Here is a 13,626-nt window from a genome sequence, read left to right on the forward strand (position 1 = left end):
CCAGAGGAGGAGGGGTCGATGACCATCGCGATGAGCCACCCGTCAGCCCAGCGGGCGGAAACCTTCACCAGATGGCGCGAACTCGTCTCCGCTTCCTTCGTCCCGCTCGAGGCCGATCCGGTGGCCCCGGGGCCCTTTGTCGGGCAGGTCTCCGGACATGGACTCCAGGATCTGGCGGTCTTCGAAGTCGATGCCATGGCCCACCGCGTGCGCCGCACCCCGGCGCTGATCAACCCCGCGGACCCCGGCTACTACAAGGTGAGCCTGCAGATGAGCGGTCATGGGATCCTCATCCAGGATGGACGCGAAGCCGTTCTGTCCCCCGGTGACCTGGCCATCTACGACACCCAACGCCCCTATACGCTGAGTTTCCATGAGGACTTCTCCACGCTGGTGCTCATGTTCCCCAAGCAGCTGATCGGGCTCGATGATGCCGACATGTCGATGTTGACCGCTCGTCGGCTGGGGTCCTCCGACGCCGTGGGCCGGGCCGTGGTCCCCTGCATCGCGCGCATCGGGGACCTGGTGCCCGAGGTCGGGGACGGGCTCGGCTACCTTCTGGCTCGCAATGCCGTGGATCTGCTGGGCACCGTGCTGGCGGCGGAGGTGCAGGTGGGGCCGCGGGCCGCCAATGCCGAGCGGGTGTTGCAGTTGAACAGGATCAAGCACCACGTCGAGTCCCATCTGTCTGATCCCGCGTTGACGCCCGGCTCGATCGCCGCAGCCCACTACATCTCGCCCCGCACCCTGCATAAGCTCTTCGAGCCCACGGGGACGACCGTGTCGGCCTGGATCAGGGAGCGCAGGCTGGACCGGTCCCGTCGGGAGCTGTTGGATCCGCTGTTGGCGCATCTGCCGGTCGGGGTCATCGGCGCCCGCAACGGGTTGCCCGATGCCGCCCACTTCAGCCGGTGCTTCCGCGCTGCCTATGGTTCCGCCCCCAGCGCCCTACGCGCGCGGAGCTGAAGGCAGGGGCCCCGGGGTTCCCGGTGGCTTGGCCTGGCGCCGGAGCGCGGCGTCGGCACAACGACGCCGCGCCCATACTCAGGCCTGCCCGGTGGACCCGGCCGCCAGCTCCTGCAGGATGGTTCGGGCGGTGGTGATCCCGGACTCGATGGCACCATCGACGACGACACCGTTCCAGCCCTTGGCCCAATCCGCGCCGGCGAAGTGCAGTCGGGTGCCCGTGGAGCAGAAGTGGTGCCAGCCGTCGGTGAACTGCTCGGAGGCAATGGTGGACCACGTTTGCCCGCTCCACTTATCGGCCACCCAGTCGTGCCCGGTGGTTTCGACCACCTCCAGATCCGGCCGCCAACGGCGGATGATCTCCTGCAGCTGGTCGGCGTCCTGCAGATCGATCCGCGTGTGGTCCGGCCCGAATCCCACCAGGACGGTCGTGCCGTCCTCCAGGAAGTACTCGCTCTTCATCATCGCCAGCGGGTTCCCCGACGGGGCGGTGGCCAGGAAGTTGTGGTGGCCCTTGACCTTGATCCAGATCTTGAACCCGGTGGAATTCGATCCTTGGCCCACCAGTCGTTGCTGGTCGGCCGAAAGCCCGGGGGAGAAGTCGAGGTTCTTCAAAGCGCCCCACGGCACGGTGACGATGACCGCGTCCGCCTCGTGCACCGCACCGTCGGCGGTCGTCAGGCGGACGCCCTCGCCGTCATGGTCGATCTGCTCTACTGCCGTCTCAAGGTGGATGGGGCAGCGTAAATCCGCAGCCAGGGGCTCGTAGATTGCACGCATGCCGTTCTTGAGCTTGAATTTCAGTGTCTGCTCATCGAGCAGGGACAGGCGGTGATCGCTGAGTGCGGCCCAGTGCTTGGCCATGAGTGGAGACGCGGTGGCCGTGTGGCCGTTGTAGCCGGCGGACCAGTAGGCGTCTGCCAGGTCGATTTCCTCCTGGCTGAAGTCCCCGCCGCGCAGGGCGTCGAGGACACTGCCCCGATCGGCCTGACGGAAGCGTTCGGCCACCTCGGGGGGGCCGTCGTAGTCCGGGCTGAGCACATGCAGGGGCTCGTGCGGGTAGGGGAAGAATTCCTGAGACCCCTCGAAGATCCTTGCCTGGGGCCGCTGCAGTTTGGTATCCAGCTCCGCCTCGGTCCCCTCGTGGACCGTTCCGCCGGTCAGCCAGTAGGCGTGATCGTAGTCCGGGCTGGGGTAGATCTCCTGGCCGTAGCGGATGATCTCGGTCCAGACGAACGGTTGCATCCAATGGACCCAGGTCGCGCCGATCTCCAGGGGGAGACCCATACGTTCCTCGGTCCATGCCCGGCCGCCGATCCGGTCCCGGGCCTCGAAGATCTCCACCTCCACTCCTGCGGTTTGCAGTTCGCGTGCGGCGACTAGGCCGGCGAAACCGGCTCCGACAATCAAGACCTTGGCAGACATGGGGACCGCTTTCTGGAGGCAGTGTTGAGGGGGGAGGCAGCGAGGAGGCCCTGGGTCGGTCCGTCGGGACCGGGAGGCCCGTGCGCTGCCGGGGGGTGATTTCGCGCTGTGGAGCACGTCACATCGTTTTTCTATGTCTGTAGAATATACGGCCGACACCGCGTTGTGGCAAGCCCCTGCTGTCCGGGGCCCGGCTGCGGGAAGGGCTGCGGCCCTGAGGTCAAGGGCCGGTCAGAGGCCGGCGGAACCGGCTATTGGGACCATTTGGGGGTCGGAGACCGCCACGCACCGAGTTGGTCCAGCAGGTCGTCGGGATCGTCACTGACGATCAACGTGTCCCGATACAGCGGAGCTAGGAATCCGCGCTCGGCCATGGCCTTGATCATGGCCAGGAGCGGATCCCAGAATCCCGCGACGTTGTACAGTGCCACGGGCTTGGCATGGATGCCCAGATGCTGCCAGGTCCAGGCTTCGAAGAACTCCTCGAGCGTTCCCGCCCCGCCGGGGAGCGCGACGAAGGCGTCGCAGAGGTCGGCCATGCGTTGCTTGCGCTCATGCATGGTGGCCACGACCTCCAATCGCGTCAACGATGTATGGGCTGTCTCGCCCTCGAAGAGCGCTTCCGTCGTGATACCGGTGACCGTTCCGCCGCGCTCCAGGGCAGCGTCGGCGAGGACCCCCATGAGCCCCACCTGCCCGCCGCCATAGATGATGCCGACGCCGGTTTCGGCCAACCGGGAGCCCAGCGTTGCGGTGGCCTCGAGGTAGGTGTCACCATGGCCGGTCCGGGAGCCGGTGAACAATGCGATCCGGCCGATGGGCCTCCGACCCCGGTCCTCCAGGGCGGGGATGACCTGTTCGGCCAGCAGAGGGGCCAGATCCCCGGGTAGGGGATCCGTCGAGGGGTCCAGCCAGCGCAATTCGGCGATCTCCGCGGCGGGGTGCGCCGCGACCAGTTCAGGATGCTCGAAGACGGTCGCCTGGACCTCGTGGCCCGGCTCGTTGGCGGCACGGCAGCGGAAGATCCCGAGTCGACGAAGGCCCGCGGGGTCCAGCTCCACGCCCAGCTCTTCGGAACATTCGCGCAGTGCCGTGATGGCGGCGCTCTCGCCCGCCTCGGGCTTGCCTCCGGGGAGCATGAACCGGCTGGTGCCTGCCTTGCGCACGGTCAGCAGCGCCCCGGAGGAATCCCTGAGGACGACGGCGCTGACATGGATGACACTGCTCGGATCGCTACTCACAGATCCACGATAACGCTCCGAAGCCTCGGCGCGGACTCGATACTTCTCCAGGAGGAGGTCATTCCTGAACCCGGGTAACCTTGCCGACGAGCAGGACGTAGGAGATGACACCAAGTGCAGTCACGGCGGTCATGTAGACGAAGGCAGGGCCGAAGCTCGTTTTCGTCACGAGCAATCCGATGACGATGGGCGTGGCGATGGAGGAGAGGTTGCCAATGAAGTTGAACATGCCGCCGGTGAGGCCGATGAGGCGTTCGGGAGCCAGCGCGGAAACCAGTGACCACGTGATGGAGGCCAAACCGTTCCCGAAGAACGCGATGGACATCAGGGCGATGATCACCGCTGTGCTGTCGGTGAAGTTGGCGCCGATGATCACGGTCGACAACAACAGGCCAACGATGATGGGGCCCTTGCGGGCAACACCTAGGCTTTTGCCCCGGCGGACCATCCAGTCCGAGATGAACCCACTGATCAGGACACCGACCAGGGCGCCGATGAAGGGGAGCGAGGTCAGGAACCCGGATTCGAGATAGTCCATCCCGCGATAGCTCACGAGGTAAGTCGGGAACCAGGTGAGGAAGAACCACAACGTCGAAGTGAGGCAGAACTGGCCTAGATAGATACCCCAGAGTTTGCGTTTGGAGAGGACGACTCCGGCGTCACGCCAGGAGAAGGGGGTCTTGGCGGAGGACTTTTCTTCCAGATCGACGAGTCCGCCACCTTCGCGGATCAGCTCAACTTCTGCTTCGTTGGCTCGGCTCATTTCCTGCGGAGACCGGTAGGTCATGTACCAGAACAGGGCCCAAACGATGCCGACGATGCCACTGGCGATGAAGACCCAGTGCCAGCTCAGGATCTCTTGCAGCCAGGCAAGGACGGGGGTGAGCAGTGCCAGGCCGATGAATTGGCCGGATGTGTAGAACGCGATGGCTGTCGCGCGCTCGCGTTCGGGGAACCAAGATGTCGCGACCTTGTTGTTGATGGGGTAGGCCGGTGCTTCGAACCCGCCGACGAGCAGGCGCAGGATGATGAGGGCGGCGAAGCCCCCTGCCATGCCCATGAACACCGTAGCGATGGACCATAGGGCTAGGCAGGCCGCATACAACACGCGGGGGCGAACCCTGTCGACGAGCCAGCCGCCGGGGAGCTGCATGGCGGCGTAGGTCCAGCCGAAGGCCGACAGCAACAGGCCCTGCTGGGCCGGATCCAAATCGAACTCCGCGGCGATGGAGGGGACGGCGATGGACAGGTTGGCCCGGTCCATGTAGTTGATGACCACCGTGATGAACAACATCAAGGCGATGAGTGTGCGCATCTTGGTCGGGCGGGAACCATTGCTGCCCGTGGATTTTGGCGAGGCCGGAGCCTTGGTGCTGGATTTCATGGGACTTCGTCTTTCCTTCAGACCTGGTCTCTGGCGATGGCTGCTCGATACCTGTTTGGTCAGGAATCAACGCCGTCGATGGATGGGAATGGCTATCGGTCGGTTCACCACTCGGCGAAGGAACCGTCACGATGGCGCCAGATTGGGTTGCGCCACCGGTGCCCTTCCTGAGCGCGTTCGATGACGTACTCTTCGTTGACTTCGATTCCCAGGCCGGGGCCCTCGGGAATCTGGACCATGCCGTTCTCGTAGGCGAACACGCCGGGATCCTTGACGTAGTCCAGGAGATCGTTCGAGGTGTTGTAGTGGATGCCCAGACTTTGTTCCTGGATGAAGGCGTTGTAGCTGCCGGCGTCGATTTGCAGGCAGGTGGCCAGAGCGATCGGGCCGAGCGGGCAATGTAGTGCCAGGGCCACGTCGTAGGCTTCGGCCATGTGGGCGATCTTCCGGGTTTCGGTAATGCCTCCAGCGTGTGAAGGGTCGGGCTGGATGATGTCCACGGCCCCGGTGGCGAGGATCTCTTTGAAGTCCCACCGCGAGAACAACCGTTCCCCGAGGGCAATGGGTGTCGAAGTGTTGCGCATGACATCCAAGAGCGAGTTGGCGTTCTCCGATAGCACCGGCTCCTCGATGAACATGAGCTTGTACTGCTCGAGCTCGCGCATGAGGACCTTGGCCATGGGCTTGTGGACCCGCCCATGGAAGTCGACGCCGATGCCGATGTTGGGGCCAACCGCCTCCCGCACCGCCTGGACGTTGTGCAGGCAATGTTCGACCTTGTCCCAGGAGTCGACGTATTGCATTTCCTCAGTGCCATTCATCTTCACCGCGGAGAATCCGCGGTCGACCGCCGAGCGCGCTGCCGTCGCCGTCTGGTCGGGCCGGTCGCCGCCGATCCACGAATAGACGCCGATCCTGTCGCGGACCTTGCCACCCAACAACTCATGGACCGGGACACCGAGGGCCTTGCCCTTGATATCCCAGAGGGCCTGGTCGATACCTGCGATGGCGCTCATGAGGATGGGGCCACCACGGTAGAAGCCGCCGCGATACATCACGGTCCACAGATCCTCGATGTTCCGGGGATCCTTCCCGATGAGATAGTCGGATAATTCCTCGACGGCGGCTGCGACGGTCGCGGACCGGCCTTCCAATACGGGTTCGCCCCAACCGATGACCCCTTCGTCGGTTTCGACCTTGAGGAACATCCAGCGGGGTGGCACCGAATACGTCGTCAGTGACGTGATTTTCATGGTTTCTCCTGTTTTACGGCTCCCCTGCGAAGGGAGCACGGGCTATTAGTTGGCGGTTCGCTGCCATACGGACATGAGCTTTCGGGCCCGGGTGCCGACTTCTGCCGGGGAGTGCCCGGGTTTGTATAGGGTGCCGCCGATTCCGGCACCTCCGGCTCCGCCTGCGATCCATGCGGCCAGATTGGATTCATCGACGCCTCCGACCGGTAGTAGCTCGATATGGGAGGGCAGGACGGCGCGCCAGGCCTTCATTCCCGGAATTCCCACGGCGTCCGCAGGGAAGAGCTTCAGGCTCGTGGCCCCCGCATCGATGGCGGTGAAGGCTTCAGTCGGGGTGGCCACGCCAGGATAGCTGCGCATCTCGAGGGCGACGGAACGCTTGATGACATCTACGTTCGTGTTGGGGGAGACGATGATGTCCGATCCGGCATCCTTGGCTCGTTCTACGTCTTCCGGCGTGAGCACCGTTCCGGCACCGACCGAGCAATCCGGGGGAAGCAACGACCTGAGTCGTTCGATCGATTCAAAGGGGAGGGGGGAGTTCAGCGGGATTTCAAGAGAACGAAATCCGGCGGCGTGGAGGGTCTCGCCGATTTCCGGGGCCTCTCCTGGGGTGAGGCCACGCAGGATAGCGACGAGTCCGGTCGGGGTGGTGTTCATGCCTTTTCCTTTGCTAGGAGTCCGGAAAGGACTGCGGTGTGCCACAGCCCTTTCGCCGTGGTGTCGTCAGCTGCGGTGTTGACTCGAATACCGAGGCGCAGGAAGGCGCGCTTGTATCGGCTGGCCAGTGACGGGTTTGCACAGATCGTGATGGATGGCCTCGGGGGTTCTTGGGTGGATGTCCGTCCAACCCAGCGTCGGGTAAATCCGGCGACCTCGGAGCCGATCAGCAGACCCGAAACATAGTCTTGGACCGCGTCGGCAGTGAGGTCATTAGTCATGGCCAAGGAGCGCGCGGAGAATAGGGCGGTGAGCAGGCCCGGGCGGCCCTCCTCCTGCGATTCAGTCCCGATGCCGACGTCGACCCCACGGAGGAAGGCGGCCTCGTCCGGGTGTCGGGGTGGTATGGAATGCCGACCGAGGATGCTGTGGTGGATGAGCAGGGAGTAGAGCTCCCCTGTCATGGACGTGGTGAAGTCGAGCACCTCGTCCTCGTCCAGGAGGACCCATTTCGTGTGGGTTCCCGGTAGGACGATGATCGATGAGGCGGGAGATTCCTTCCCGGAAAGAATGCCGCGGAGCTGGGTTTCTTCCCCGCGGATGACATCGGGGAGACCGTGGTCGTCAGCGCCGGCATCCTTGACCAGGCCCGGGGCGATATGCAGGATCCCCTGCCGGGTTTCGACAGGCGTGAGGGCCGGTCCTTTGGCCATAATCCGGGAGGGGAGGGGGGCATAGCCTGCTTCCGCCCAGCCCTGGTTGCTGCCGATCATGCCGCAGGCGAGCAGGGGAAGGTGCGGGGCTTCGTGGATCCAGTCACCGCAGAGGCGGGTCAGTTCAGCAGCGAATTCGGCGTCCTTCGTCGCTGGGTCCGCCGATAGCTGGAGGATGCCCTTTCCGTTCGACCTGGTCTCGATGACGAGGCCATCCGGGCCGAGCAGGTAGGCGCGGCATGAGGTCGTCCCCCAGTCGAGGGCGATGAGCCGCGGAGCCGGGAGGGCATCCGATGCGGTGGTGGGGCGGGGATCCGCTGAGAATTGGGTCACAACAAAACAGTCTGAGAGTCGTATCCCAAAATGTCGAACAACATCCCAACTATTGGGATATTGTGATTGCCGGCCTAGAGTCGTTGTGGAGTTTATTGGAACCAGTGGCAGGAAAAACATGGCAAAATCCCACCCATCCGGTACGCAAACCCTGGCCCGAGGCCTCGAGGTCCTTCGGGCTGTGGCCGGTGGTGCGGAGGACCTGGCGGCGGTGGCCGAAGCCACGGGTTTGGGGCGCAGTACGGCCCATCGCTTGGTCCAGCTGCTGGAGATCTACGGCTATCTGAGGACTATCAATGGGCGCGGCTACTCTTTGGGGCCGACGCTGATCGAGTATGGATTTCAGGCACTCCATCAGAATCCTCTGCCCGTGGTCGCGCGTCCGATCATCGAAGAGCTCGCCGCTCAGGTGCAGGACACCGTCCACCTGGCCATCGAGGATGCCGGTGAGGTCCTTTATCTCGATAAGATCCCCGGGCAGCGGGGCGCCGAGATGCGCTCGCGGATCGGGCACCGGATGCCCCTGACACGGACCGGTATTGGCAAGGCTTTGCTCCTCGACCGGAGCGCGGACTGGCAGCGGCTTTTTGTTGCCGAGCATCCCGAGCAGCCAACCGGGACGGATGACTTTCAGCAACTGATGGCCGGATACGCCCTTCAGGGGGCGTCGCTCGATCTGGAGGAGAACGAGCCTGGGATTAGATGTGTGGCTGCCCCCATCAGAAACGGTGGCGGGGAGATCGTGGCCGCCGTGAGTATCTCGGCGACCCGCCCTTATATGCCCATGCAAAGGATGCGGGCGCTCGTTCCGGTGATGAAGAAGGAGGCCCGCCGAGTCTCCTTGTCTCTGGGCTACCCCGGCTAGCCCGGGGCCTGCTGCGCCCGGGGGCAAGGGGGCGTCGCGCAAAGCCAAGCCCATCGGCTGTGATCCGGGGCACAGTGGTCTGTAGTGCCGGTCCCATCACGCCGTGCTGTCATCATCAGGAGGAACCATGACCACTGCCAAGACCCAGCAACAGGTCGGACAGGACCCGTCCGTCGGGATCGGGTTGGGGCAACGCCGACTCGGGATCCCGGCACTGGTCTTCATGATCATCGCCGCCTCGGCCCCGTTGACCGTCGTGGCCGGCGGGGTGACCAGCAACTTCGCGGTTACGGGTCTGCTGGGGGTGCCGCTGTCCTTCATCCTGCTCGGCGCGGTTCTGGTCATCTTTGCGGTCGGCTATCTGGCGATGAGTCGACATGTCCGCAACGCCGGGGCGTTCTACGCCTATATCTCCCGCGGACTGGGCAAGCCGGCGGGGGTCGGATCCGCCTGGGTGGCACTGCTGTCCTACAACGCCATGCAGATCGGCATCAACGGCCTGTTCGGCTTCGCCTTGTCCTCGTTCCTGGCAGGGCCCATGGGGCTCGACATCCCCTGGTGGGTCTGCTCGCTGGCCGGATGGCTCATCGTGGGCATCCTGGGGGTGAACAAGGTCGACCTCTCGGCCAAGGTGCTGGGCGTGCTGGTCGCGCTCGAATTCGTCGTGGTCATCATCTACGACGTGTTCGCCTTCGGCACCGCCCCGGAAGGCATCAGCACCGCCTCGCTGGAACCGGGCTCGCTGTTCACCACCGGTGTCGGCGCGGCCCTGGCCTTCAGTGTCGCGGCATTCATGGGATTTGAATCAGGGGCCATCTACAACGAAGAGGTCAAGGATCCGCGCAACACCGCCCGCCGGGCGACCTATATCGCTGTCGTCGTCATTGCCGCCTTCTACGCCTTCTCCGCCTGGGCGATGACCATTGCCGAAGGTGAGAGCCAGGTGATCGGCCGGTCGGAGGAATTCGGGCCGGACCTGATGTTCGTGTACTTCGCCGACCATGCAGCCGTCTGGTTCGTGGATCTGGCCAACCTGCTGTTCATCACCAGCCTACTGGCCGCCCTGGTGGCCTTCCACAACGTCGTGGCCCGCTACATCTTCTCGCTGGGACGCGAAAATGTCCTGCCGGCGAAGCTGGCCGCGGTGTCTGCGCGGACCCGGGCCCCCTTGGCCGGTTCGATCGCTCAGTCGGTGCTCGCCCTGGTCGTCCTGGTGGTCTTCGCCGTGGCAGGAACCGGCCACGAATACGGGGAGTTGTTCCCGGTCCTGACCCTGTTCACCTGGTTGACCAATACCGGTGCGTTCGGTCTGGTGCTGCTGATGGCGCTGACGTCCTTCGCCGTCATGGGTTTCTTCCGCCGCCAGCCCGCCAAACCCGGGGCCTGGACGACTACGGTCGCGCCGCTGCTGGCCGGGGTATCCCTGATCGCGGTGTTCGGAATGATCGTCGCGAACTTCGATGTGCTCATCGGGTTGGAGGAACCCGGGATGCTCAGCTGGCTGCTTCCGGCCATCATCGTGGTCCCGGGGCTCCTCGGCGTCGTCGGCGCCTACTGGCTGCGATCAGCCCGGCCGTCCGTCTATACCGGAATCGGTCGTGGCGGTCTGGACCCGGAGGAACTGGACTAAAACCCTCGGGGTCGTAGGCTGGAAGAAGAGCCCGAAGCGCCTGTGCCGAAACGAGCAGCGCCACGGGCCCGGGACGATCTGTCGAGGAGGACACCATGGGTACCCACGAACACCACCACCAGGACGCCGTCACCCAGGCTGGAATGGGCATGGATGGGACGCAACTTCCCCAGCCGGAGGCCACGGAGCACGAAACGCGTCGCGGCGTCGACGGCACCACCGAGATCGATTCGAGGTCGATTCCTGTTCACGGGGATGAGGAAACCGCTGACGAACTGGCGATGGAGGCCTATGGGGATGAAGACGAGGACGGGAATCCCGATATCCCCAACGCCCCGTTCCCGGGCTGAGCCCCTGAACGGAAACGAACATGGAGACGCCTCCGGACCATGACGTCCATGGTCCGGAGGCGTCTCCGCTGCTCGGAGATCCGGGACGGAGCTACCTAGGCGGCCAGGGCCTCCCGGGTGGCAGAAGTGCTCACGCGTAGTTCGCCATCATCGACCGAGAGGGTGACCGTGCCGCCCTCTTGGAGCGCTTCGACAACCAACAGGTCAGCGATCGCGTCGTCCACCTCGCGCTGAATCACCCGACGGAGCGGGCGGGCACCATACTCCGGCTCGTACCCGTGCTCGGCGATCCAATCAACCGCCGCATCCTGGACGTCCAGGCCAATGCCTTGGGCCTGGAGCCGGGCTTCGGTCGTGCGCAATTGGATGGACACAATCGAGCGCAGCTGCTCCTGGTCAAGTTTGCGGAACAACACGATCTCGTCGATACGGTTCAGGAACTCCGGCCGCATCGTCTCGCGCAGCCGTCCCATGACCCGATCGCGCAGCGCCTTCTCGGAACCGAAGCCGCTGGCACCTTCACCCGCTGAGGCGTTGAAGCCCAGGGCGCCGGTCTTGCTGGCCAGGAACTCGGAGCCCAGGTTGGAGGTCATGATGACCACGGTGTTGCGGAAGTCCACGGTGCGGCCCTGACCATCGGTGAGCCGGCCGTCGTCGAGCACTTGCAGCAGCAGGTTGAACACGTCGGGGTGGGCCTTTTCGATCTCATCGAGCAGCAGCACCGAGTAGGGGTTGCGGCGCACCCGCTCGGTCAACTGGCCGGCCTCACCGTAACCGACGTAGCCCGGAGGGGCCCCGACCAGCCGCGAGACGGTATGACGTTCACCAAATTCGCTCATATCGAAACGTAGTAGGGCGTCCTCGCGGCCAAACAACGACTCGGCCAGTGACTTGGCCAGCTCGGTCTTGCCGACACCGGTGGGCCCCAGGAACATGAAGCTGCCCACGGGGCGGGAAGCATCGCCCATGCCCGTCCGGTGACGCCGCACGGATTTGGCGATCACGCTCACCGCATCGTCCTGTCCGATGACTCGGTCATGCAGTTCCTCCTCGAGCTTCGCCAACCGGGCCCGATCGCCCTCGGTCAGCCGGGTCGCGGGGATGCCGGTGGCCCGGGAGATGATCTGGGCGATCTGCTCCTCGTCCACCACGTTGGCGGAGGCGTCTTCGGAAGGTCCGCCGGATGGCGCCCCGGAGGTCAGCTCGTCGAGGTGTTCACTGAGTGCGGTGATCTCGTCGCGCAGCCACCCGGCCTCCTCGAAGCGTTCGGTACTGACGGCGTCGTTCTTGCGTTCGCGCAAGGTGTCCAGCTCGGTGCGCAGCGACTCCAGGTCAACGGCGGGGCCGCGACGCAGACTCAGCCGCGCCCCCGCCTGGTCGATCAGATCGATCGCCTTATCGGGCAGGAAACGGTCGGTGAGATAACGCGATGAGAGGTCGACGGCGGCCCGCAGGGCACCTTCGGTATAGGTCACCTGGTGGTGTTCGGCGTAGCGGTCGACCAGCCCGGCGAGGATTTTGACGGAATCTTCCGGCGAGGGTTCGCCGACCGTGACGGGCTGGAAACGACGTTCCAGCGCCGGGTCCTTTTCCACGGTCCGGTACTCGGCCAATGTGGTGGCGCCGATGAGTCGCAATTCCCCACGAGCCAACCGCGGCTTGAGGATGTTTCCGGCGTCCATCCCGCCTTCGCCGGAGCCGCCGGCACCGACCACATTATGCAGCTCGTCGATGAAGACGATGTACTCACCGTCGCCGGCGGCGATTTCGTCCATGGTCTTGGTCAGGCGTTCCTCGAAGTCACCCCGGTAGCGGGTGCCGGCGAGCATCCCCGGCAAATCCAGCGAGATCACGTGTTTGCCGTGCAGCTGGGCGGGGACGGAATCGGCGACGATGGCCTGGGCCAGACCCTCGACGACGGCAGTCTTCCCGACGCCGGCCTCACCGATGAGCACCGGGTTGTTCTTGGTACGGCGTGCCAGGATCTCGATGGTCTGCTCAATCTCCTGCTGGCGTCCGATGACCGGGTCCAGCTTCTCTTCGTGGGCCAAGGCGGTCAGATCCGTACCGTAGGTATCGAGCATCGGGGTCTGCGAATCCCTCGGGGCCCCGGCCTGCGGGGCGCCGTTTTGCGTCTCCGAGGGAGCCTGCTGGGCTGCCGCCCCAATATTCTGCAGCGCTTCGGGGGTCACCCCGGAAGCGGCGAGGACCTGCCCGGCGGGGGAGTCCTGGTTCAGGACGAAGGCCACGAAGAGATGTTCGGGGTCGATGTAGGTCGAGCCGAAGGCGCGAGCCACCTGGCGGGCATCAAGGAGGGCTCGCTGGGTCGAGGCCGTCAATGCCGGGGCACCACCGGTGATCTGGTGGGAGGACTGGGGTAGACGCTGCTCCGCGTTCCGGGCGATAGCCTCCACGTCGATACCTCCCGCGCGTAGCTGGGCGGCTGGTCCGTCCTGGGAGACGAGGACCCGCAACAGGTGCAGGGCGTCAACCTCGGCATGACCGTGCTCGGCCGCGAAGGCGGCTGCCTGCCCGAGGAGTTCGTGCGTGCGCCGGCTCAGTAGACGGGTGATGTCGATGGGGCGACCCGCGGCTGCGGCTCGCTGGCCCTGCAGATAGCGGGCCAAAAAGTCATCAAATGAGCCGCTTCCCGATCCTGTGGGTCCGAAGAACGCTGGCATTTTCCCTCCAAGTAACTTGAGTGTCTTACGCTCAAGTATAGACCTGAGTGTATGTCACTCAAGTTAACGTCTTGCCTTCGTGGTTATTCCCGCAGCGGTTTCCGCACGGCCGGTTCCGCGGAGAC

At 64.7% G+C, this 13,626-nt stretch carries 11 protein-coding genes; 4 read left to right on the forward strand and 7 right to left on the reverse strand.

All coding sequences use genetic code 11. The features are described from left to right. The first annotated feature begins 18 nt into the window (after positions 1-18). A complete protein-coding gene (locus CIK75_RS09495) occupies positions 19-966 on the forward strand; it encodes a helix-turn-helix domain-containing protein (RefSeq protein ID WP_241895386.1) in 948 nt (315 codons plus the stop codon). 78 nt (positions 967-1,044) lie between these two features. On the opposite strand, the gene CIK75_RS09500 is transcribed toward CIK75_RS09495, so the two are convergent. The 6 genes from CIK75_RS09500 to CIK75_RS09525 form a co-directional block, all read right to left on the reverse strand. Next, positions 1,045-2,391, reverse strand: coding sequence for an NAD(P)/FAD-dependent oxidoreductase (locus CIK75_RS09500; protein WP_096223896.1), 1,347 nt, complete (start codon positions 2,389-2,391; stop codon positions 1,045-1,047). Positions 2,392-2,642: 251 nt separating this feature from the next. After that, a complete protein-coding gene (locus tag CIK75_RS16655) occupies positions 2,643-3,632 on the reverse strand; it encodes a TIGR00730 family Rossman fold protein (protein ID WP_096223897.1) in 990 nt (329 codons plus the stop codon). A gap of 58 nt (positions 3,633-3,690) precedes the next feature. Continuing rightward, positions 3,691-5,016: an MFS transporter gene (locus CIK75_RS09510; protein ID WP_096223899.1), complete on the reverse strand. Its 1,326-nt coding sequence runs from the start codon at positions 5,014-5,016 to the stop codon at positions 3,691-3,693. Between the two features lie 104 nt (positions 5,017-5,120). Further along, a complete protein-coding gene (gene dgoD / locus CIK75_RS09515; RefSeq protein ID WP_096223901.1) occupies positions 5,121-6,269 on the reverse strand; it encodes a galactonate dehydratase in 1,149 nt (382 codons plus the stop codon). 45 nt (positions 6,270-6,314) lie between these two features. Continuing rightward, on the reverse strand, positions 6,315-6,929 hold the full coding sequence (locus CIK75_RS09520; protein ID WP_096223903.1) for a 2-dehydro-3-deoxy-6-phosphogalactonate aldolase: 615 nt from the start codon (positions 6,927-6,929) through the stop codon (positions 6,315-6,317). After that, positions 6,926-7,975: a 2-dehydro-3-deoxygalactonokinase gene (locus CIK75_RS09525; protein ID WP_158225934.1), complete on the reverse strand. Its 1,050-nt coding sequence runs from the start codon at positions 7,973-7,975 to the stop codon at positions 6,926-6,928. The genes CIK75_RS09520 and CIK75_RS09525 overlap by 4 nt, the downstream gene beginning before the upstream one ends. Positions 7,976-8,093: 118 nt before the next feature. On the opposite strand from CIK75_RS09525, the gene CIK75_RS09530 reads away from it, so the two are divergent. From CIK75_RS09530 to CIK75_RS09540, 3 genes are all read left to right on the forward strand, one after another. After that, positions 8,094-8,840: an IclR family transcriptional regulator gene (locus CIK75_RS09530; RefSeq protein WP_096223907.1), complete on the forward strand. Its 747-nt coding sequence runs from the start codon at positions 8,094-8,096 to the stop codon at positions 8,838-8,840. Positions 8,841-8,967: 127 nt separating this feature from the next. Next, positions 8,968-10,470, forward strand: a complete 1,503-nt coding sequence (locus CIK75_RS09535; protein ID WP_096223909.1) for an APC family permease — start codon at positions 8,968-8,970, stop codon at positions 10,468-10,470. A 95-nt stretch (positions 10,471-10,565) separates the two neighbouring features. After that, complete coding sequence (locus CIK75_RS09540; protein WP_096223911.1) at positions 10,566-10,820, forward strand: hypothetical protein; 255 nt, start codon at positions 10,566-10,568, stop codon at positions 10,818-10,820. A 95-nt stretch (positions 10,821-10,915) separates the two neighbouring features. Here CIK75_RS09540 and CIK75_RS09545 read toward each other — a convergent pair whose 3' ends face one another. Next, positions 10,916-13,501: an ATP-dependent Clp protease ATP-binding subunit gene (locus CIK75_RS09545; protein WP_096223913.1), complete on the reverse strand. Its 2,586-nt coding sequence runs from the start codon at positions 13,499-13,501 to the stop codon at positions 10,916-10,918. Between the last annotated feature and the right edge of the window lie 125 nt (positions 13,502-13,626).

Source organism: Glutamicibacter sp. BW78 (genome assembly GCF_002332245.1).
Taxonomy (GTDB): Bacteria; Actinomycetota; Actinomycetes; order Actinomycetales; family Micrococcaceae; genus Arthrobacter_H; species Arthrobacter_H rhombi_A.

Excerpts from the sequence above, each read along its gene's own strand:
- CIK75_RS09495 (WP_241895386.1), top strand. The coding sequence starts at position 19 with ATGACCATCGCGATGAGCCACCCGTCAGCCCAGCGGGCGGAAACCTTC.
- CIK75_RS09500 (WP_096223896.1), bottom strand. The coding sequence starts at position 2,391 with ATGTCTGCCAAGGTCTTGATTGTCGGAGCCGGTTTCGCCGGCCTAGTC.
- CIK75_RS09510 (WP_096223899.1), bottom strand. The coding sequence starts at position 5,016 with ATGAAATCCAGCACCAAGGCTCCGGCCTCGCCAAAATCCACGGGCAGC.
- dgoD (WP_096223901.1), bottom strand. The coding sequence starts at position 6,269 with ATGAAAATCACGTCACTGACGACGTATTCGGTGCCACCCCGCTGGATG.
- CIK75_RS09520 (WP_096223903.1), bottom strand. The coding sequence starts at position 6,929 with ATGAACACCACCCCGACCGGACTCGTCGCTATCCTGCGTGGCCTCACC.
- CIK75_RS09530 (WP_096223907.1), top strand. The coding sequence starts at position 8,094 with ATGGCAAAATCCCACCCATCCGGTACGCAAACCCTGGCCCGAGGCCTC.
- CIK75_RS09535 (WP_096223909.1), top strand. The coding sequence starts at position 8,968 with ATGACCACTGCCAAGACCCAGCAACAGGTCGGACAGGACCCGTCCGTC.
- CIK75_RS09540 (WP_096223911.1), top strand. The coding sequence starts at position 10,566 with ATGGGTACCCACGAACACCACCACCAGGACGCCGTCACCCAGGCTGGA.
- CIK75_RS09545 (WP_096223913.1), bottom strand. The coding sequence starts at position 13,501 with ATGCCAGCGTTCTTCGGACCCACAGGATCGGGAAGCGGCTCATTTGAT.